The organism is Streptomyces sp. NPDC093094 (genome assembly GCF_044754345.1).
Classification (GTDB): domain Bacteria; phylum Actinomycetota; class Actinomycetes; order Streptomycetales; family Streptomycetaceae; genus Streptomyces.
In genome coordinates this window covers 62846-81198 of the sequence record NZ_JBIVOX010000007.1, presented here as the reverse complement: position 1 = coordinate 81198, position 18353 = coordinate 62846, and the positions used below count along the sequence as shown (strand labels likewise).

Below are 18353 nucleotides of genomic sequence, written 5' to 3'. Positions count from 1 at the left end.
CGACCGACCGGACGAAGAGCCGAGGAGCACATGTCCGCCGACCGCACGCCGGGCCCCGGCACACCGGGCGCACCCGACTCCGCGGCCTTTCGCCGCAGGGCCGGGGGCCGCCGCGAGCCCCGGGGCAAGCGCCGCAGAGGTCTCCTGATCGGGGCATGGGCCGCGGCGGGTGTCGTCGTCCTGGGCGGCGCCGGAGCCGGCTACGTGTACTTCAGGCTCAACGGCAACCTCCACAGCGTCGACATCGACCGGGCGCTCGGCACCGACCGCCCCGTCAAGGCCGACAACGGTTCCGAGAACATCCTGGTCCTCGGCTCGGACACCCGCTCCGGCGGCAACAGGGAGCTCGGCGGCGGCGCGGACGACGGCAGCGCCCGCTCGGACACGGCGATGATCGTGCACGTCCACGAGGGCCACAGGAGGGCGAGCGTCGTCTCCGTCCCGCGCGACACCCTCGTCGACCGGCCCGAGTGCACCGGCCCCGACGGCGTCGTCCACGAAGCGGCGCGCGGCGTGATGTTCAACTCGGCCTATTCCGTCGGCGGTGCCGCCTGCGCCGTCAAGACCGTCGAGTCGATCACGGACCTGCGCATGGACCACTATCTGGAGGTCGACTTCCGCGGCTTCCGGAAGCTCGTCGACGAACTCGGCGGGGTCGAGGTCACCACCACGCAGGACATCGACGACCCCGAGAGCCACCTCGACCTGAAGGCCGGCACCCACCGGCTCACCGGTGAGCAGGCCCTCGGCCTGGTCCGCACCCGTCACGGCGTCGGCGACGGCTCCGACCTCGGCCGCATCCAGCTCCAGCAGGCATTCCTCAAGGCCCTCGTCGCCCGGGCCAAGGAGGTCGACGTCCTCACCGACCCCAGGAAGCTCTACAGCCTCGCGGACACCGCGACCAAGGCGATCACCACCGACTCCGACCTCGGCTCGGTCAACTCCCTGCTGTCGTGGGCGAACGGCCTGAAGGACATCGGCCCGTCCCGCATGACCATGATCACCATGCCGGTCCGGTACGACCCGGCGGACCCGAACCGGGTCCTGCCGGACCAGGACAAGGCGGACCTGGTCTGGACGGCCCTGAGGGACGACCGGCCGATCCCCCGGGCCGCGACGGCGGACACGGCCACCGGCCGGGCCGAGAGCGTCGTCGGGGAATAGCCGACGGCAGGACCCGGTTTGGGGAGTAGGCCCCAGTCCTGGCAGACTGGTACGTCGGCTCCGGTTCACGTCCCCGCACCCCGCGAGGACGACCCGGCGCCCTCCCGAAACTAGGAGACACCTTGAAGCGCGAGATCCACCCCGAGTACGTCGAGACGCAGGTCAGCTGCACCTGCGGCGCGTCGTTCACCACCCGCAGCACCATCGAGTCCGGCACCATCCGGGCCGAGGTCTGCTCCGAGTGCCACCCGTTCTACACGGGCAAGCAGAAGATCCTCGACACCGGTGGCCGTGTGGCCCGCTTCGAGGCCCGCTTCGGCAAGGCCGCCGGCTCCAAGAAGTAGCGAGCCCCCATCCGCCGGTCCACGGTCATGCCCCCACGGGGGCGTGCCCGGGACCGGCGTTTTTGGTCGCCCGCCCTTCACCCCCGTCACCACACAGGAGCCCAAGATGTTCGAGGCCGTCGAGGAACTGGTCACCGAGCACGCCGACCTGGAGAAGAAGCTCGCGGACCCCTCCGTCCACGCCGACCAGGCCAACGCGCGCAAGCTGAACAAGCGCTACGCCGAGCTCACCCCGATCGTCGCCACGTTCCGCTCCTGGAAGCAGCACGGCGACGACATCGACACCGCGCGCGAGCTCTCCGCCGACGACCCCGACTTCGCCGCCGAGGTCAAGGACCTGGAGAAGCAGCGCGAGGAGCTGACGGAGAAGCTGCGCCTGCTCCTCGTCCCCCGGGACCCGTCCGACGACAAGGACGTCATCCTGGAGATCAAGGCGGGCGCGGGCGGTGACGAGTCCGCGCTGTTCGCCGGCGACCTGCTGCGCATGTACCTGCGCTACGCCGAGCGCGTCGGCTGGAAGACCGAGATCATCGACGCCACCGAGTCCGAGCTGGGCGGCTACAAGGACGTCCAGGTCGCGGTGAAGACCAAGGGCGGCCAGGGGGCGACCGAGCCCGGTCAGGGCGTGTGGGCGCGGCTGAAGTACGAGGGCGGTGTGCACCGCGTGCAGCGCGTGCCGGCCACCGAGTCCCAGGGCCGCATCCACACCTCCGCGGCCGGTGTCCTCGTGACCCCCGAGGCCGAGGAGGTGGACGTGGAGATCAACCCCAACGATCTGCGGATCGACGTCTACCGCTCCTCCGGTCCCGGCGGCCAGTCCGTCAACACCACCGACTCCGCCGTGCGCATCACGCACATTCCCACCGGAGTCGTCGCCTCCTGCCAGAACGAGAAGAGCCAGCTGCAGAACAAGGAGCAGGCACTGCGTATCCTGCGCTCCAGGCTGCTCGCAGCGGCGCAGGAGGAAGCGGAGAGGGAGGCCGCCGACGCCCGCCGCAGCCAGGTCCGCACCGTCGACCGCTCCGAGAAGATCCGTACGTACAACTTCCCGGAGAACCGCATCTCGGACCATCGTGTCGGTTTCAAGTCGTACAACCTCGACCAGGTCCTGGACGGCGAACTCGACGCGGTGATCCAGGCGTGCGTCGACGCGGACTCGGCCGCCAAGCTCGCGGCCGCGTAAACAGCGGGACCTACGAGTACCACTCACGGAGGACGAGCGTGAACCTGCTGCTCGCAGAGGTGGCCCAGGCCACTCAGCGGCTGGCCGACGCCGGCGTGCCCTCGCCGCGCACCGACGCGGAGGAGCTGGCCGCGTTCGTGCACGGCGTCAAGCGCGGCGAACTCCACTCCGTGAAGGACTCCGACTTCGACGCCCGCTACTGGGAGGTCGTCGCCCGGCGGGAGGCGCGTGAGCCGCTCCAGCACATCACCGGCCGCGCCTTCTTCCGGTACCTGGAGCTCCAGGTCGGGCCCGGCGTGTTCGTGCCGCGGCCCGAGACGGAGTCCGTGGTCGGCTGGGCCATAGACGCCGTACGCGCCATGGACGTGGTCGAGCCGAGCATCGTCGACCTGTGCACGGGCTCCGGCGCCATCGCCCTCGCCCTCGCCCAGGAGGTGCCGCGCTCCCGGGTGCACGCCGTGGAGCTGTCCGAGGACGCCCTGGTGTGGACCCGCAAGAACATGGAGGGCTCCCGCGTCGACCTGCGTCAGGGCAACGCGCTCGACGCCTTCCCCGACCTCGACGGCCAGGTCGACCTCGTCATCTCCAATCCGCCGTACATCCCGCTCACCGAGTGGGAGTACGTCGCCCCCGAGGCCCGCGACTACGACCCGCAGATGGCGCTGTTCTCCGGCGAGGACGGACTGGACCTGATCCGCGGCATCGAGCGCACCGCGCACCGGCTGCTGCGCCCGGGCGGTGTCGTCGTCATCGAGCACGCCGACACCCAGGGCGGCCAGGTGCCCTGGATCTTCACCGAGGAGCGGGGCTGGGCGGACGCCGCCGATCACCCGGACCTCAACAACCGTCCGCGGTTCGCCACCGCCCGCAAGGCGCTGCCGTGAGCGCCCGCCAGATCTCAGCCCCCAGTTCCGCGCACGAGGAGGACCGCTAGACATGGCCCGGCGATACGACACCAACGACGCGACCGACCGCGTGACCGGTCTGCGTGAAGCCGCGTCCGCGGTCCGCCGTGGCGAGCTGGTGGTCCTGCCCACCGACACCGTGTACGGCATCGGCGCCGACGCGTTCTCCTCCGAGGCCGTCGCCGATCTGCTGGCCGCCAAGGGCCGGGGCCGCAACATGCCCACCCCCGTCCTCATCGGCTCGCCGAACACCCTGCACGGCCTCGTCACGGACTTCTCCGAGATGGCCTGGGAACTGGTCGACGCGTTCTGGCCGGGCGCGCTCACGCTGGTCGCCCGGCACCAGCCGTCCCTCCAGTGGGACCTGGGCGACACCCGTGGCACCGTCGCCGTGCGCATGCCGCTGCACCCGGTCGCCATCGAGCTGCTCACCGAGGTCGGCCCGATGGCCGTCTCCTCGGCGAACCTGACCGGCCACCCGGCGCCGGAGGACTGCGACGCCGCCCAGGGGATGCTCGGCGACTCCGTCTCCGTGTACCTCGACGGCGGACCGACCCCGGGCAACGTGCCGTCCTCGATCGTCGACGTCAGCGGTCCGGTGCCGGTCCTGCTGCGCGAGGGAGCCCTGTCGCCGGACGAGCTGCGCAAGGTGGTACCCGACCTCGAGGTGGCCAATTGACACCCCCAGACGCGGGGCGTGGCATAGGCGGCATCGGGGAGGAGACGACCACCTTCGGCTTCCCCCGGGACAGCTTCCGCATCCTCCACGTCAGCACCGGGAACGTCTGCCGCTCGCCGATCACCGAGCGGCTGACCCGTCATCTCGTGACGCAGCGGCTCGGCGTGCTGGGCGGCCCGCTGATAGTGGAGAGCGCCGGCACCTGGGGCCACGAGGGCGCGCCCATGGAGGCGAACGCCGAGACCGTGCTGGCCGACTTCGGCGCGGACGCCACCGGCTTCACCGGCCGTGAACTGCTCGACGAGCACGTCATCATGGCCGACCTGGTCCTCACGGCGACCCGTGACCACCGTGCCCAGGTCATCTCCATGGGCCACTCGGCGGGGCTGCGCACCTTCACGCTGAAGGAGTTCACCCGGCTGGTGAAGGCGATAGATCCCGCCACCCTGCCCCCGCTGGAGGAGGGCGTGGTCGCCCGCGCGCGTGCCCTGGTCCGTGCCGCCGCGGCTCTACGCGGGTGGCTCCTCGCCCCGACGGCCGAGGCGGACGAGGTCTACGACCCGTACGGGGCCCCGCTGACGTTCTTCCGCTCGATCGGCGAAGAGATACACGAGGCCCTGGACCCGGTGGTGACGGCCCTGACGGGCGTACCCGCACGGATGTAGCAGCCGCGCGCACCGCGCGGGCCGGGCCTACATTGGACGTACGTCAACGCCGACGCACGCCCGGAGCCCACCATGACGGTCACTTCCGCCCCAGAGGCCGACCTCCTGCGCCGCCAGGACCCCGAGCTGGCCGACGTCCTGCACGGGGAGCTCCAGCGCCAGTCGACGACGCTCCAGCTGATCGCCGCCGAGAACTTCACCTCGCCCGCGGTGCTGGCCGCGCTCGGCTCACCGCTCGCCAACAAGTACGCCGAGGGGTATCCCGGCTCCCGTTACCACGGCGGCTGCGAGATGGTGGACGTGGCCGAGCGGATCGCCGTGGACCGGGCGAAGGCGCTGTTCGGCGCCGGGCACGCCAATGTGCAGTCGCACTCGGGCTCCTCCGCGATGCTCGCCGCGTACGCGGCCCTGCTGCGTCCCGGCGACACGGTGCTGGCGCTGGGGCTGACGCACGGAGGGCACCTCACCCACGGCTCGCCCGTGAACTTCTCCGGACGCTGGTTCGACTTCGTCGGCTACGGCGTGGACGCCGAGACCGGGCTGATCGACTACGAGCAGGTCCGCGCCCTGGCCCGGGCGCACCGTCCGAAGGCCGTGGTGTGCGGTTCGATCGCCTATCCCCGCCATCTCGACTACGCGCACTTCCGGGCGATCGCCGACGAGGTGGGCGCCTTCCTGATCGCCGACGCGGCCCATCCCATGGGGCTCGTGGCCGGGGGAGCGGCGCCCAGTCCGGTGCCGTACGCCGACATCGTGTGCGCGACGACCCACAAGGTGCTGCGCGGGCCGCGCGGCGGGATGCTGCTGTGCGGCCAGGAGCTGGCCGAGCGGGTGGACCGGGCGGTGTTCCCGTTCACCCAGGGCGGCGCGCAGATGAACACCGTCGCGGCGAAGGCGGTCGCGTTCGGCGAGGCGGCGACGCCGGCGTTCGAGGTGTACGCGCATCAGGTGGTGGCCAACGCGAGGGTGCTGGCGGCCGGGCTGGCCGCGGAGGGACTCGCCGTCACCACCGGCGGCACCGACACCCATCTGATCGTCGCCGACCCGGCGCCCATGGGCGTGGACGGCCGTGACGCGCGCGGCCGGCTCGCCGCGGCCGGGGTCGTCGTGGACTGCTGTGTGCTGCCGCACGGGGACACCCGGGGGCTGCGTCTGGGCACGGCCGCCCTCACCACGCAGGGCATGGGCGAGCGGGAGATGGCCCGGGTCGCCGCGCTGCTGGCGGCGGTGGTGCGGGACGAGCCCGGCGCCAGGAGGGCCCGCGAGGAGGTGCGGGAGCTGGCCGGCGCCTTCCCGCCTTATCCCGGCTGAACCGGGGCAGACGCCCAGGGTGTCCGTACGGGGCCGTGCACCGGGACACAGCCACACGTGCAACCATCGTCGCTACCCGGATGTCCCCACACATATGCGTCGCGTACGCGACCGTCGCTAGGGTGTGGGGCTGTGATGGCCAGCGAGACCTGTGGGGAAGCCCGTGCGTGAATACCTGCTGACGCTCTGCATCACGGCCGCGGTGACGTACCTGCTGACAGGGCCGGTACGGAAGTTCGCGATCGTGGCCGGGGCGATGCCGGAGATCCGGGCACGGGACGTGCACCGGGAGCCCACTCCGCGGCTCGGCGGTATCGCCATGTTCTTCGGCCTGTGCGCGGGCCTGCTGGTGGCCGGCCATCTGGCGAACCTCAGCGCGGTCTTCGAGACGTCCAACGAGCCCCGGGCGCTGCTGTCCGGTGCCGCGCTGATCTGGCTGATCGGTGTCCTGGACGACAAGTTCGAGATCGACGCGCTGATCAAGCTGGGCGGCCAGATGATCGCCGCGGGTGTGATGGTCATGCAGGGTCTGACGATCCTGTGGCTGCCCATCCCGGGTGTCGGCAACGTGGCGCTGACCCAGTGGCAGGGCACCCTGCTGACGGTCGCCCTGGTGGTCATCACCATCAACGCGGTGAACTTCGTCGACGGTCTGGACGGTCTCGCGGCGGGCATGGTGTGCATCGCGTCGGCGGCGTTCTTCCTGTACGCCTACCGCGTCTGGGTGTCGTACGGCATCGAGGCGGCCGCCCCGGCGACGCTGTTCGCGGCGATCCTGATGGGAATGTGCCTGGGCTTCCTGCCGCACAACATGCACCCGGCGCGGATCTTCATGGGCGACTCCGGGTCGATGCTGATCGGCCTGGTGCTGGCCGCGGCCGCGATCTCCGTCACCGGGCAGGTGGACCCCGACGCGCTGAAGCTGTTCGCGGGGTCCGAGAAGGAGGCCGTGCACCAGACGGTGCCGGTCTACATCCCGCTGCTGCTGCCGCTGACCATCATCGCGATCCCGGCCGCCGACCTGGTCCTGGCCATCGTGCGGCGCACCTGGCGCGGCCAGTCGCCGTTCGCGGCGGACCGGGGGCATCTGCACCACCGGCTGCTGGAGATCGGCCACTCGCACAGCAGGTCCGTGCTGATCATGTACTTCTGGTCCGCGCTGATCGCGTTCGGGGCGCTGGCCTACTCGGTGAACTCGGCGTCCATGTGGATCGTCCTCGGGGTGGTGGGCCTCAGCGCGATCGGGCTGGTGCTGCTTCTGCTGCCGCGTTTCACGCCGCGCGCGCCCGTGTGGGCCGAGCACTTCCTGCCGCCCCGCTACCGCCGCAGCAGGCGCGAACCGGAATCCGTCCCGGCGTCCGCCGGGCACGATCCGCAGGCGGTCCCGGAGGAGCCGCGCACCCCGGTCGCGGCCGGGGTGCCGACGGTCAACGGAGCGACCGCTCTGAGCGCCCGGACGAGCCCCTCGGACCGGCGAAAGGCCGGCACCTCGCGCTGACGCGAAGGTAAGAATCTGACTAGAGCATTGCCAAATCATGGGGGAGCGAACCGGGCTAATACCAGACAAGCCTCCCCGGTTTCTGCACAGACGCGCACGTTCACTCTCATGTGTGACAGCGAGCACACCCGGCAGGTAAAGACCTCATCAAATAGTTTGTGATACGGTTCACGAGAACCCCGGATAGAGCCGAAGGACCGTAGTGCGACGGTCCGTTCGGACATGAGGTTCTCTCTCAGCCCGGGACTACGCTCGTCCATGACGACACCCCTGCCCCCTTTGAAAGCGGAGTTGCCGCCATGCCGTCCAATGACGTCCGGATCCTGGCCCAGGCCGCCGTGCCCACAGCGGCCGTCGGCGCGGTCTCGGCCGTCGTCAGCGGTGTGGTGGCCGGCGGTGAAGGAGCGGTCGGGGCGGTCGTCGCGACGCTGGTCGTGATCCTCTTCATGGGGATCGGCCTCTATGTGCTGCAGCGCACTGCCAAATCGCTTCCGCATCTGTTCCAGGCCATGGGCCTGATGCTCTACGCGGCGCAGATCCTGCTGTTGTTCATCTTCGTCGCGGCGTTCAAGAACACCACGCTGTTCAACCCCAAGGCTTTCGCGCTCACGCTCGTCATCGCGACCCTGACGTGGATCGCGGCACAGACGCGGGCGCACATGAAGTCCAAGATTCTCTACGTCGAACCCGACTCGACCGGCGACAAGCCCGGAAAATCGGGGCACTCGTCGTGAGGGGTAGGGCCGGGATAAAGGCGTCTGAGAGATGCTGCTATCGTCCGGTGCCAACTGCGGCATCGCGGGCGCGGGCATCCGAGCTGACGCCTGTTCGATCGCGAGGCGAGATGCCCCCAAGCCGCCCCCACATCCGAAACACCAGTCCCGTGCCGAAACGCGGCCGCACGCCGCGCCGACACAACGAGGTTGCCGTACCTATGCGCCACGACGAAGGAGCCCGCGGTGAGTGCTGACCCGACGCAGGTGCTCGCTTTCGAGACCGACTGCCACCTGTTCGACGGTTGTGGCTTCCCGGCTCCGGGCCTGCACTCGTTCCTGTTCGAGCCGCTCTGGGGCGACGCCGACGGCAACGGCTTCTACTTCAACAAGCCGATGCTGCTCGCGCTGCTCGGTTCCATCATCGTGGTCGGCTTCTTCTGGGCGGCCTTCGCCCGGCCGAAGCTCGTCCCGGGCAAGCTCCAGATGGTCGCCGAGGCCGGCTACGACTTCGTCCGCCGCGGCATCGTCTACGAGACGATCGGCAAGAAGGAGGGCGAGAAGTACGTACCGCTCGCCGTCTCCCTCTTCTTCTTCATCTGGATGATGAACCTCTGGTCCATCGTTCCCGTGGCCGCCTTCCCGGTGACGTCGATCATCGCCTACCCGGCGATCCTGGCCCTGATCGTCTACGTGACCTGGGTCTCGCTGACGTTCAAGCGGCACGGCTTCGTCGGCGCCTTCAAGAACTTCACGGGCTACGACAAGTCGCTCGGCCCGGTGCTCCCGCTGGCCATGACGATCGAGTTCTTCTCGAACCTGCTGGTCCGCCCGTTCACGCACGCGGTCCGACTCTTCGCGAACATGTTCGCCGGTCACACGCTGCTGCTGCTCTTCACCATTGCCACCTGGTACATGCTGAACGGCATCGGCATCGCCTACTCGGCCGTCTCGTTCGCGATGGTCATCGTCATGACCGCGTTCGAGCTCTTCATCCAGGCGGTCCAGGCGTATGTGTTCGTCCTGCTGACCTGCACCTTCATCCAGGGCGCGCTCGCCGAGCACCACTGAGCACCCCCGCTTTCGTACCCCCAGCCGTCCGGTGGCCAACCCCCACCGGTCCGTAAAGAGAAGGAAGAACTGGCATGTCCCAGACCCTCGCTGCTGTCACCGGTGACCTCGGCTCCGTCGGTTACGGTCTCGCTGCCATCGGCCCCGGCGTCGGCGTCGGCATCATCTTCGGCAACGGCACCCAGGCCCTCGCCCGCCAGCCCGAGGCTGCCGGTCTGATCCGCGCCAACCAGATCCTCGGCTTCGCCTTCTGTGAGGCGCTGGCCCTCATCGGTCTGGTCATGCCGTTCGTCTACTAAGACGAACGCTGACGACCGAACCTGACGAAAGGCACTGATGTGAACGCCCTGGTTTACCTGGCGTCTGAGGGTGAGAAGGAAAACCCCCTCATTCCGCCGTGGCCGGAAGTTGTCATCGGCCTCATCGCTTTCGTCATCGTCTTCGGTTTCCTCGCCAAGAAGCTCCTCCCGACCATCAACAAGGTCCTGGAAGAGCGCCGCGAGGCCATCGAGGGCGGTATCGAGAAGGCCGAGGCCGCGCAGACCGAGGCCCAGAGCGTCCTCGAGCAGTACAAGGCGCAGCTCGCCGAGGCCCGCCACGAGGCCGCGCGTCTCCGCCAGGAGGCGCAGGAGCAGGGCGCCGCGCTCATCGCCGAGATGCGTGCGGAGGGCCAGCGCCAGCGCGAGGAGATCGTCGCCGCGGGCCACGCCCAGATCGAGGCCGACCGCAAGGCCGCGTCGTCCGCGCTGCGCCAGGACGTCGGCAAGCTCGCCACCGACCTGGCCGGCAAGCTCGTCGGCGAGTCCCTCGAGGACCACGCCCGCCAGAGCCGTGTGATCGACCGCTTCCTCGACGAGCTCGAGGAGAAGGCCGAGGCCGGACGATGAACGGAGCGAGCCGCGAGGCCCTGGCAGCCGCACGTGAGCGTCTCGACGCGCTGACGGACTCCACGTCCGTGGACGCGGCGCGGCTCGCCGACGAGCTGGCCGCCGTCACCGCGCTGCTCGACCGCGAGATCTCGCTGCGTCGGGTCCTCACCGACCCGGCGCAGGCCGGAGAGGCCAAGGCCGAGCTGGCTCAGCGCCTGCTCGGTGGCCAGGTCGGCGGCGAGACCGTGGACCTGCTGTCCGGCATGGTGCGCTCCCGCTGGTCGCAGTCCCGCGACCTGGTGGACGCGCTGGAGGAGCTGGCGAGCACCGCCGACCTCACCGCCGCGCAGCGGGGCGGCACGCTCGACGACGTCGAGGACGAGCTGTTCCGGTTCGGCCGGATCGTCTCCTCCAGCACCGAGCTGCGCGCCGCGCTGACCGACCGCAAGGCCACCACCGCCGCCAAGGGCGAGCTGCTGCGCAGCCTGCTCGGCGGCCGTGCCAAGGCCACCACCGAGCGTCTGGTGACGCGCCTTGTGACCGTGCCGCGGGGACGTAGCCTGGAGTCGGGACTGGAGTCCCTGTCCAAGCTGGCCGCCGAGCGCCGGAACCGCATGGTCGCCGTCGTCACCTCGGCGGTCCCGCTGAGCGACGGCCAGAAGCAGCGCCTCGGCGCCGCCCTGGCGAAGCTCTACGGGCGCCAGATGCACCTCAACCTCGACGTGGACCCCGCGGTCCTCGGCGGGATCCGGGTGCAGGTCGGTGACGAGGTCATCAACGGCTCCCTCGCGGACCGCATCGACGAGGCCGGCCGCCGACTGGCGGGCTGACCGCGACGCGGCAGACGCGGCAACAGAAAACGCAGTACGTACTTACGGCCCATGTTGGGCCGTGCAGAGGATTCACCCTTTTCCAGGGGGGAGTCCCCATCCCCCCAAAGTGAAACTTCGGGCCCAACAAGGAGAGCAGGGAACCCAGATGGCGGAGCTCACGATCCGGCCGGAGGAGATCCGGGACGCGCTGGAGAACTTCGTCCAGTCGTACAAGCCGGACGCGGCCTCGCGCGAGGAGGTCGGTACGGTCACCCTTGCCGGCGACGGCATCGCGAAGGTCGAGGGTCTTCCCTCGGCCATGGCCAACGAACTGCTGAAGTTCGAGGACGGCACCCTCGGCCTCGCCCTCAACCTCGAGGAGCGCGAGATCGGTGCCATCGTCCTCGGCGAGTTCAGCGGCATCGAGGAGGGCCAGCCGGTCACCCGCACCGGTGAGGTCCTGTCGGTCGCCGTGGGCGAGGGCTACCTCGGCCGCGTCGTCGACCCGCTCGGCAACCCGATCGACGGCCTCGGCGAGATCGAGACCACCGGTCGTCGTGCCCTTGAGCTGCAGGCCCCCACGGTCATGCAGCGCAAGTCGGTGCACGAGCCGATGGAGACCGGCTACAAGGCCGTCGACGCGATGACCCCGATCGGCCGCGGTCAGCGTCAGCTGATCATCGGTGACCGCCAGACCGGCAAGACCGCCCTGGCCGTCGACACGATCATCAACCAGCGCGACAACTGGCGCACCGGCGACCCGAAGAAGCAGGTCCGCTGCATCTACGTCGCCATCGGCCAGAAGGGCTCCACCATCGCCGGCGTGCGCCGTGCGCTGGAGGAGAACGGCGCGCTGGAGTACACGACCATCGTCGCCGCCCCGGCGTCCGACCCGGCCGGCTTCAAGTACCTGGCCCCGTACACCGGCTCGGCCATCGGCCAGCAGTGGATGTACGAGGGCAAGCACGTCCTGATCATCTTCGACGACCTGTCGAAGCAGGCCGACGCCTACCGCGCCGTGTCGCTGCTGCTGCGCCGTCCGCCGGGCCGTGAGGCGTACCCGGGCGACGTCTTCTACCTGCACTCCCGTCTGCTGGAGCGCTGCGCGAAGCTCTCGGACGACCTGGGCGCCGGTTCGATGACGGGTCTGCCGATCGTCGAGACCAAGGCCAACGACGTCTCGGCGTTCATCCCGACCAACGTCATCTCCATCACCGACGGCCAGTGCTTCCTGGAGTCGGACCTCTTCAACGCCGGTCAGCGTCCCGCGCTGAACGTCGGTATCTCCGTCTCCCGAGTCGGTGGTTCCGCGCAGCACAAGGCGATGCGACAGGTCTCCGGCCGTCTGCGTCTGGACCTCGCCCAGTACCGTGAGCTGGAGGCGTTCGCCGCCTTCGGTTCCGACCTGGACGCCGCGTCGAAGGCGCAGCTGGAGCGCGGTCAGCGCCTGGTCGAGCTGCTCAAGCAGGCTCAGTACCAGCCGATGCCGACCGAGGACCAGGTCGTCTCCGTGTGGGCCGGCACCACCGGCAAGATGGACGACGTCCCGGTCGCCGACATCCGCCGCTTCGAGAAGGAGCTGGTGGAGTACCTGCACCGCTCGGAGCAGGGTCTGATGACCTCCATCAAGGAGGGCGCCAAGATGTCGGACGACACCCTCACCGCTGTTGCCGACGCCATCGCCGCCTTCAAGAAGCAGTTCGAGACCTCGGACGGCAAGCTTCTCGGCGAGGACGCCCCGGCCTCGGCCAAGTGACGTAGGAAGGGACCTGACTCATGGGAGCCCAGCTCCGGGTCTACAAGCGTCGCATCCGCTCCGTCACCGCGACCAAGAAGATCACCAAGGCGATGGAGATGATCGCCGCCTCGCGCGTCGTCAAGGCGCAGCGCAAGGTGGCGGCCTCCACGCCGTACGCGCAGGAACTGACCCGCGCGGTCACGGCGGTCGGCACCGGGTCGAACACCAAGCACCCGCTGACCACCCAGGCCGAGACGGTCACCCGGTCCGCGGTGCTGCTGCTGACCAGTGACCGCGGTCTGGCCGGCGCCTTCAACGCCAACGCCATCAAGGCGGCGGAGAAGCTGACGCAGCGCCTCGAGGCCGAGGGCAAGGAGGTCGACACGTACATCGTCGGCCGCCGCGGTCTGGCCCACTACAACTTCCGCGAGCGCAAGGTCGCGGAGTCGTGGTCGGGCTTCACCGACGAGCCCGCCTACGCGGACGCCAAGCAGGTCGCGGGCCCGCTGATCGAGGCCATCGAGAAGGAGACGGCGGAAGGCGGCGTGGACGAGCTCCACATCGTCTACACCGAGTTCGTGTCGATGATGACGCAGACGGCGGTCGACAGCCGGATGCTGCCGCTCAGCCTCGAAGAGGTCGCGAAGGAGACCGCCCCCAAGGGCGAGATCCTTCCCCTGTACGACTTCGAGCCGTCGGCGGAGGACGTCCTCGACGCCCTGCTGCCGCGCTACGTCGAAAGCCGGATCTACAACGCGCTGCTGCAGTCGGCCGCTTCCAAGCACGCCGCCACCCGCCGCGCGATGAAGTCGGCCACCGACAACGCGGGCGAGCTGATCAACACGCTCTCCCGTCTTGCCAACGCGGCCCGCCAGGCCGAAATCACCCAGGAAATCAGCGAGATCGTCGGTGGCTCCGCAGCCCTTGCCGACGCGACCGCGGGGAGTGACAAGTAATGACGACGACTTCTGAGACGGCCGTTGCCACGGGCCGCGTCGCCCGGGTCATCGGCCCGGTCGTCGACGTGGAGTTCCCCGTCGACGCCATGCCGGACATCTACAACGCCCTGCACGTCGAGGTCTCCGACCCGGCCAACGAGGGTGAGAAGAAGACGCTGACCCTGGAGGTCGCCCAGCACCTGGGTGACGGCCTGGTCCGCACGATCTCCATGCAGCCCACCGACGGTCTGGTCCGCCAGGCCCCGGTCACCGACACCGGCGCCTCCATCACGGTGCCCGTCGGCGACTTCACCAAGGGCAAGGTGTTCAACACCCTCGGTGAGGTGCTGAACGTCGACGAGTCCTACGAGGGCGAGCGCTGGGGCATCCACCGCAAGGCCCCGAACTTCGACGAGCTCGAGTCGAAGACCGAGATGTTCGAGACCGGCGTCAAGGTCATCGACCTTCTCACCCCGTACGTCAAGGGTGGAAAGATCGGTCTGTTCGGTGGTGCCGGCGTCGGCAAGACGGTGCTCATCCAGGAGATGATCTACCGCGTCGCCAACAACCACGACGGTGTCTCCGTGTTCGCCGGTGTCGGTGAGCGCACCCGTGAGGGCAACGACCTCATCGAGGAGATGGCCGACTCGGGCGTCATCGACAAGACCGCCCTGGTCTTCGGTCAGATGGACGAGCCCCCGGGCACCCGTCTGCGCGTGGCCCTGGCCGGTCTGACCATGGCGGAGTACTTCCGCGATGTGCAGAAGCAGGACGTGCTGTTCTTCATCGACAACATCTTCCGCTTCACCCAGGCCGGTTCCGAGGTGTCGACCCTGCTCGGCCGTATGCCCTCCGCGGTGGGCTACCAGCCGAACCTGGCCGACGAGATGGGTCTCCTCCAGGAGCGCATCACCTCGACCCGTGGTCACTCGATCACCTCGATGCAGGCGATCTACGTCCCCGCGGACGACCTGACCGACCCGGCTCCGGCCACCACCTTCGCCCACCTCGACGCGACGACGGTTCTCTCCCGTCCGATCTCCGAGAAGGGCATCTACCCGGCCGTGGACCCGCTGGACTCGACGTCCCGCATCCTCGACCCGCGGTACATCGCGGCGGACCACTACAACACCGCGATGCGCGTCAAGACGGTCCTGCAGAAGTACAAGGACCTTCAGGACATCATCGCGATCCTCGGTATCGACGAGCTCGGCGAGGAGGACAAGCTCGTCGTCCACCGTGCCCGTCGCGTGGAGCGCTTCCTGTCCCAGAACACCCACGTCGCCAAGCAGTTCACCGGCGTCGACGGGTCGGACGTGCCGCTGGACGAGTCGATCGCCGCGTTCAACGCGATCATCGACGGTGAGTACGACCACTTCCCGGAGCAGGCGTTCTTCCTCTGCGGTGGCATCGAGGACCTGAAGGCCAACGCCAAGGAGCTGGGCGTCTCCTGAGCCTCGCGCTCGGTCGGAGGGGGCGGGCGCGTCCTGCCCCCTCCGCCACGCCCATTAGACTTGTAACCAACACCCGGCAGACCCGCCGGGTGGTGACCCGAGGAGCCACCCTTGGCTGCTGAGCTGCACGTCGCGCTGGTCGCGGCCGACCGAGAGGTCTGGTCCGGCGAGGCCACCCTGGTCGTCGCGCGCACCACGTCCGGCGACATCGGCGTCATGCCCGGTCACCAGCCGCTGCTCGGTGTGCTGGAATCGGGCCCTGTGACCATCCGTACGAGTGACGGTGGGACCGTGATCGTCGCGGTGCACGGCGGTTTCATCTCGTTCGCCGACAACAAGCTGTCGCTGCTGGCCGAGATCGCCGAGCTGTCGGACGAGATCGATGTCCAGCGTGCCGAGCGGGCGCTGGAGCGCGCGAAGTCGGCGGAGGACGCCTCCGCCGAGCGGCGCGCCGAGGTCCGCCTGCGGGCGGCGTCGCGCTGAACCACCGCACCACGCGATGATTGACTCAGCCGCGGCTGGAACCGGAGCGATCCGGGTCCGGCCGCGGCTGAGCTGGATATGGGTACATTCCGTTTCGTTGTCTAGGAGACGAGGAGGTCGGTGTCGATGGTCCTCGCTCTGACTGTGTGCGGAATCGTCGTCGCTGTGCTGGTACTGGGGCTGTTCGTCTTCGGTCTGCGCCGCAGACTGATCCAGCGCTCCGGCGGCACCTTCGACTGCAGCCTGCGCTGGGACGTCCCCGAGGGCGGGGACACGGGCGGCAAGGGCTGGGCCTACGGCATCGCCCGCTACAACGGCGACCGCATCGAGTGGTTCCGGGTCTTCTCCTACGCCCCTCGTCCGCGCCGCATCCTGGAGCGCGCCTCGATCGAGGTGGCCGGCCGCCGCGTCCCCGAGGGCGAGGAGGAGCTGGCTCTGCTGTCCGACGCGGTGATCCTCGTCTGTCTGCACCGGGGCACGCGTCTGGAGCTCGCCATGAGCGAAGACGCGCTGACCGGTTTTCTCGCGTGGCTGGAAGCAGCCCCGCCCGGTCAGCGCGTCAACGTCGCCTGATACTGCTCTTCACTTCATACGTTTCTTCTGCTTCGGCTGCCGGGTCTACTTCAGCCCGTTGCTGATGGCGCCGACCAGCTCACCGTTGCTGGTGTCGCCGGAGAACTCCCAGAAGAACGCGCCGCCCAGACCCTGGTTCTTGGCCCAGGTCATCTTCGTGCCGATGGTGGCGGGGGTGTCGTAGGACCACCAGTTGGTGCCGCAGTGGGCGTACGCCGTGCCGCCGATGGTGCCGGTGGCGGGGCAGGCCGTCTTGAGGATCTTGTAGTCCTCGATGCCGGCCTCGTAGGTGCCGGGGGCGGCGCCGGTCGCCGTGCCGCCGGGAGCGGCCTGGGTGACGCCGGTCCAGCCGCGGCCGTAGAAGCCGATGCCGAGCAGCAGCTTGCTCGCCGGGACGCCCTTGGCCTTGAGCTTGGCGATCGCGTCGGCCGAGTTGAAGCCGGCCTTCGGGATGCCCGAGTACGAGGTCAGCGGGGAGTGCGGGGCCGTCGGGCCCGTCTTGTCCCAGGCGCCGAAGTAGTCGTAGGTCATCACGTTGTACCAGTCGAGGTACTGCGCGGCGCCGCCGTAGTCGGCCGCGTCGATCTTGCCGCCCTCGCTGCCGTCGGCCGTGATGGCGGCAGTGATCAGGTAGTTGGAGCCGAACTCGGTGCGCAGCGCCGACATGAGGTTCCTGAAGGACGCGGCGCCGGAGGTGTCACAGGTCAGACCGCAGGCGTTGGGGTACTCCCAGTCGATGTCGATGCCGTCGAAGACGTCGGCCCAGCGGGGGTCCTCCACGACGGCCTTGCAGGACTTGGCGAAGGCGGCGGGGTTGGCCGCGGCCTGGCCGAAGCCGCCGGAGTAGGTCCAGCCGCCGAAGGAGTACAGCACCTTGATGTGCGGGTACTTGGCCTTCAGCTGGCGCAGCTGGTTGAAGTTGCCGCGCAGCGGCTGGTCCCAGGTGTCGGCGGTGCCGGAGACGGACTGGTCGGCGGTGTATGCCTTGTCCGTGGCGGCGTAGGCGTCGTCGAGGACGCACTGGCCGTTCTTGACGTTGCCGAACGCGTAGTTGATGTGGGTGATCTTGGAGGCGGAGCCCGAGGTCACCAGGTTCTTGACGTGGTAGTTGCGGCCGTAGACGCCCCACTCGGTGAAGTAGCCGAGGTTGACCTTGGAGCCGGGCTGCGGGTCGGTGCCGCCCCCGCCGGTGGTGCGCACGGCGACGGAGCCGCTGGCCGGGCCGGTCTGGTCGGCGGTGTCACGGGCCTGGACGGTGTAGGAGTAGTCGGTGCCGGCGGTGAGGCCGGTGTCCGAATAGGTGGTGCCGGTGACGGTCGCGACCTTGGTGCCGCCGCGCAGGACGTCGTAGTTCTTGACGCCCTTGTCGTCGGTGGCCGCCGACCAGCTGAGCTTCACCGAGGTGTTGGTGATGTCGGAGGCGGTCGGGGTGCCCGGCGCGGACGGGGCGGTGTCGCCGGGGACGGTCGGTCCGCCGTCGCAGCTGCCGCCGTTGATCTTGCAGTTGGAGGGCGAGCCGGGGCCGGCGCCGTTGAAGCCGAAGGAGATGGAGGCGCCGGGGTTGAGGGTGCCGTTCCAGTTCTTGTTCTTGGCGGTCCAGTGGTTGCCGGCGGAGGTGACGTCGGCGTCCCAGGCGGAGGTGACGGACGTGCCGGAGGGGAAGTCCCACTCGACCGTCCACGAGCTGATGGTCGTGTCACCGGTGTTCTTCACCGTCCACTGGCCTCCGAAGCCGGAGCCCCAGTCCTGGGTCTTGGTGAAGGTGGCGGTGGCACTGGTCGCTGCCTGGGCGGGGCTCGCGAGCCCCACCATTCCGGCCAGCGGGAGCAGCAGGGTCGCGAACCCTGCCGCCGCTCTGTGTCCGAAGCGCATGCGCTTCTCCTCAGGGGGTGTTGGGGGCGTGACTGAGCCTTCACGCCCACGGTGCCGCGAGGATAGAAAAGGTCTGGACCA

19 protein-coding genes are annotated in these 18353 nt (G+C 69.3%); 18 read left to right on the top strand and 1 reads right to left on the bottom strand.

The genetic code is table 11. The features are described from left to right. Window positions 1-30 precede the first annotated feature (30 nt). From ACIQGV_RS16435 to ACIQGV_RS16350, 18 genes are all read left to right on the top strand, one after another. Window positions 31-1164: an LCP family protein gene (locus ACIQGV_RS16435; RefSeq protein WP_402495159.1), complete on the top strand. Its 1134-nt coding sequence runs from the start codon at window positions 31-33 to the stop codon at window positions 1162-1164. 122 nt (window positions 1165-1286) lie between these two features. Next, the gene (gene rpmE / locus ACIQGV_RS16430) at window positions 1287-1508 is read left to right on the top strand and encodes a 50S ribosomal protein L31 (protein ID WP_345056158.1); all 222 of its coding nucleotides are present in this window, start codon (window positions 1287-1289) and stop codon (window positions 1506-1508) included. Window positions 1509-1614: 106 nt separating this feature from the next. Continuing rightward, entirely contained in the window at window positions 1615-2691 is a 1077-nt protein-coding gene (gene prfA, locus ACIQGV_RS16425; protein WP_402495157.1) for a peptide chain release factor 1, read from the top strand. Window positions 2692-2729: 38 nt separating this feature from the next. Beyond that, a complete protein-coding gene (prmC, locus tag ACIQGV_RS16420) occupies window positions 2730-3575 on the top strand; it encodes a peptide chain release factor N(5)-glutamine methyltransferase (RefSeq protein WP_402495154.1) in 846 nt (281 codons plus the stop codon). Between the two features lie 52 nt (window positions 3576-3627). Continuing rightward, on the top strand, window positions 3628-4275 hold the full coding sequence (locus ACIQGV_RS16415; RefSeq protein ID WP_402495153.1) for an L-threonylcarbamoyladenylate synthase: 648 nt from the start codon (window positions 3628-3630) through the stop codon (window positions 4273-4275). Further along, window positions 4272-4940: a protein-tyrosine-phosphatase gene (locus ACIQGV_RS16410; RefSeq protein WP_402495151.1), complete on the top strand. Its 669-nt coding sequence runs from the start codon at window positions 4272-4274 to the stop codon at window positions 4938-4940. The genes ACIQGV_RS16415 and ACIQGV_RS16410 overlap by 4 nt, the downstream gene beginning before the upstream one ends. A 72-nt stretch (window positions 4941-5012) precedes the next feature. Continuing rightward, window positions 5013-6251, top strand: coding sequence for a serine hydroxymethyltransferase (glyA, locus tag ACIQGV_RS16405; RefSeq protein ID WP_402495150.1), 1239 nt, complete (start codon window positions 5013-5015; stop codon window positions 6249-6251). 163 nt (window positions 6252-6414) lie between these two features. Then, on the top strand, window positions 6415-7749 hold the full coding sequence (locus ACIQGV_RS16400) for an MraY family glycosyltransferase (RefSeq protein ID WP_402495148.1): 1335 nt from the start codon (window positions 6415-6417) through the stop codon (window positions 7747-7749). 299 nt (window positions 7750-8048) lie between these two features. Continuing rightward, the gene (locus ACIQGV_RS16395; RefSeq protein ID WP_402495146.1) at window positions 8049-8483 is read left to right on the top strand and encodes a hypothetical protein; all 435 of its coding nucleotides are present in this window, start codon (window positions 8049-8051) and stop codon (window positions 8481-8483) included. 225 nt (window positions 8484-8708) lie between these two features. Further along, window positions 8709-9533, top strand: a complete 825-nt coding sequence (atpB, locus tag ACIQGV_RS16390) for a F0F1 ATP synthase subunit A (protein ID WP_402495145.1) — start codon at window positions 8709-8711, stop codon at window positions 9531-9533. Between the two features lie 74 nt (window positions 9534-9607). Further along, a complete protein-coding gene (gene atpE / locus ACIQGV_RS16385) occupies window positions 9608-9832 on the top strand; it encodes an ATP synthase F0 subunit C (RefSeq protein WP_018521144.1) in 225 nt (74 codons plus the stop codon). Window positions 9833-9871: 39 nt separating this feature from the next. After that, window positions 9872-10420: a F0F1 ATP synthase subunit B gene (locus tag ACIQGV_RS16380; protein ID WP_402495143.1), complete on the top strand. Its 549-nt coding sequence runs from the start codon at window positions 9872-9874 to the stop codon at window positions 10418-10420. Then, on the top strand, window positions 10417-11232 hold the full coding sequence (locus ACIQGV_RS16375; protein ID WP_402495140.1) for a F0F1 ATP synthase subunit delta: 816 nt from the start codon (window positions 10417-10419) through the stop codon (window positions 11230-11232). The genes ACIQGV_RS16380 and ACIQGV_RS16375 overlap by 4 nt, the downstream gene beginning before the upstream one ends. 148 nt (window positions 11233-11380) lie before the next feature. Then, on the top strand, window positions 11381-12970 hold the full coding sequence (gene atpA, locus ACIQGV_RS16370) for a F0F1 ATP synthase subunit alpha (protein WP_402495138.1): 1590 nt from the start codon (window positions 11381-11383) through the stop codon (window positions 12968-12970). 20 nt (window positions 12971-12990) lie between these two features. Next, window positions 12991-13908, top strand: a complete 918-nt coding sequence (locus ACIQGV_RS16365; RefSeq protein WP_402495135.1) for a F0F1 ATP synthase subunit gamma — start codon at window positions 12991-12993, stop codon at window positions 13906-13908. Beyond that, window positions 13908-15344 carry a F0F1 ATP synthase subunit beta gene (gene atpD / locus ACIQGV_RS16360; RefSeq protein WP_389334560.1) on the top strand — a complete coding sequence of 479 codons (1437 nt, stop codon included), beginning with the start codon at window positions 13908-13910 and terminating at the stop codon, window positions 15342-15344. The genes ACIQGV_RS16365 and atpD overlap by 1 nt, the downstream gene beginning before the upstream one ends. 111 nt (window positions 15345-15455) lie before the next feature. Next, window positions 15456-15827 carry a F0F1 ATP synthase subunit epsilon gene (locus ACIQGV_RS16355; RefSeq protein WP_402495133.1) on the top strand — a complete coding sequence of 124 codons (372 nt, stop codon included), beginning with the start codon at window positions 15456-15458 and terminating at the stop codon, window positions 15825-15827. A gap of 126 nt (window positions 15828-15953) precedes the next feature. Then, complete coding sequence (locus tag ACIQGV_RS16350) at window positions 15954-16400, top strand: DUF2550 domain-containing protein (protein WP_402495130.1); 447 nt, start codon at window positions 15954-15956, stop codon at window positions 16398-16400. A gap of 45 nt (window positions 16401-16445) precedes the next feature. On the opposite strand, the gene ACIQGV_RS16345 is transcribed toward ACIQGV_RS16350, so the two are convergent. Next, a complete protein-coding gene (locus ACIQGV_RS16345) occupies window positions 16446-18272 on the bottom strand; it encodes a glycosyl hydrolase family 18 protein (RefSeq protein ID WP_402495127.1) in 1827 nt (608 codons plus the stop codon). Window positions 18273-18353 lie beyond the last annotated feature (81 nt).